Source organism: Limnohabitans sp. JirII-31, assembly GCF_002778315.1.
Classification (GTDB): domain Bacteria; phylum Pseudomonadota; class Gammaproteobacteria; order Burkholderiales; family Burkholderiaceae_C; genus Limnohabitans.
Map to the genome: position 1 here is coordinate 1 of NZ_NESA01000036.1, position 995 is coordinate 995.

Below are 995 nucleotides of genomic sequence, written 5' to 3' on the forward strand. Positions count from 1 at the left end.
CTCGTCACCGGCTGCGCCGGCTTCATCGGCAGCAACTTTGTTCACACTTGGTTGGCCAGTTCCAACGAAACCATCGTCAACCTCGACAAACTCACCTACGCGGGCAACTTGGCCAACTTGGAGGCGCTCAAGGGCGACAAGCGTCATGTGTTTGTTCATGGCGACATTGGTGACCGCGAGTTGGTAGAGCAATTGCTGGCCACGCACAAGCCGCGTGCCGTGCTCAACTTTGCGGCGGAGTCGCATGTGGACCGCTCCATCCATGGGCCGGGTGACTTTGTGCAAACCAATATTGTGGGCACCTTCAACTTGCTTGAGTCGGTGCGTGGGTATTGGAGCGAGTTGCCTGCTGACCAAAAGGCCGCTTTCAGGTTTTTGCATGTATCGACCGATGAGGTGTATGGCACCTTAGAGGCCAACGACCCTCCGTTTGCTGAAACCAAAAACTACGAACCCAACAGCCCCTACAGCGCGTCCAAAGCGGCCAGCGACCACTTGGCGCGTGCATGGCATCACACCTACGGTTTGCCGGTCCTCACCACCAATTGCAGCAACAACTACGGGCCGTATCACTTTCCTGAAAAGTTGATTCCTTTGGTGATTCACAACGCCTTAGCAGGCAAGCCCTTGCCTATTTACGGCGATGGCCAGCAAGTGCGTGATTGGTTGTATGTGGAAGATCACTGCCGCGCCATTGCGCGCGTGCTGGCCGACGGCAAAGTGGGCGAGACCTACAACATTGGCGGTTGGAACGAGAAGCCCAACCTGGAAGTGGTGCGCACCCTGTGCGCCGTGCTCGACGAGTTGCAGCCCCGTGCCGATGGCCAGCCTTATGCCAGCCAAATCACCTACGTCAAAGACCGCCCCGGCCATGACCGCCGCTACGCGATTGACGCCCGCAAGATTGAACGCGAGGTGGGCTGGAAGCCACAAGAAACCTTTGAGACCGGCATTCGCAAAACCGTGCAGTGGTACCTGAGCCACCAAGACTGGGT

General features: G+C 57.6%; 1 protein-coding gene. It reads left to right on the forward strand.

Going from position 1 to position 995, the window contains the following annotated elements:
- The coding region (gene rfbB, locus B9Z41_RS16840) for a dTDP-glucose 4,6-dehydratase (RefSeq protein ID WP_100148231.1) at positions 1 to 995 on the forward strand (995 nt) is incomplete at both ends.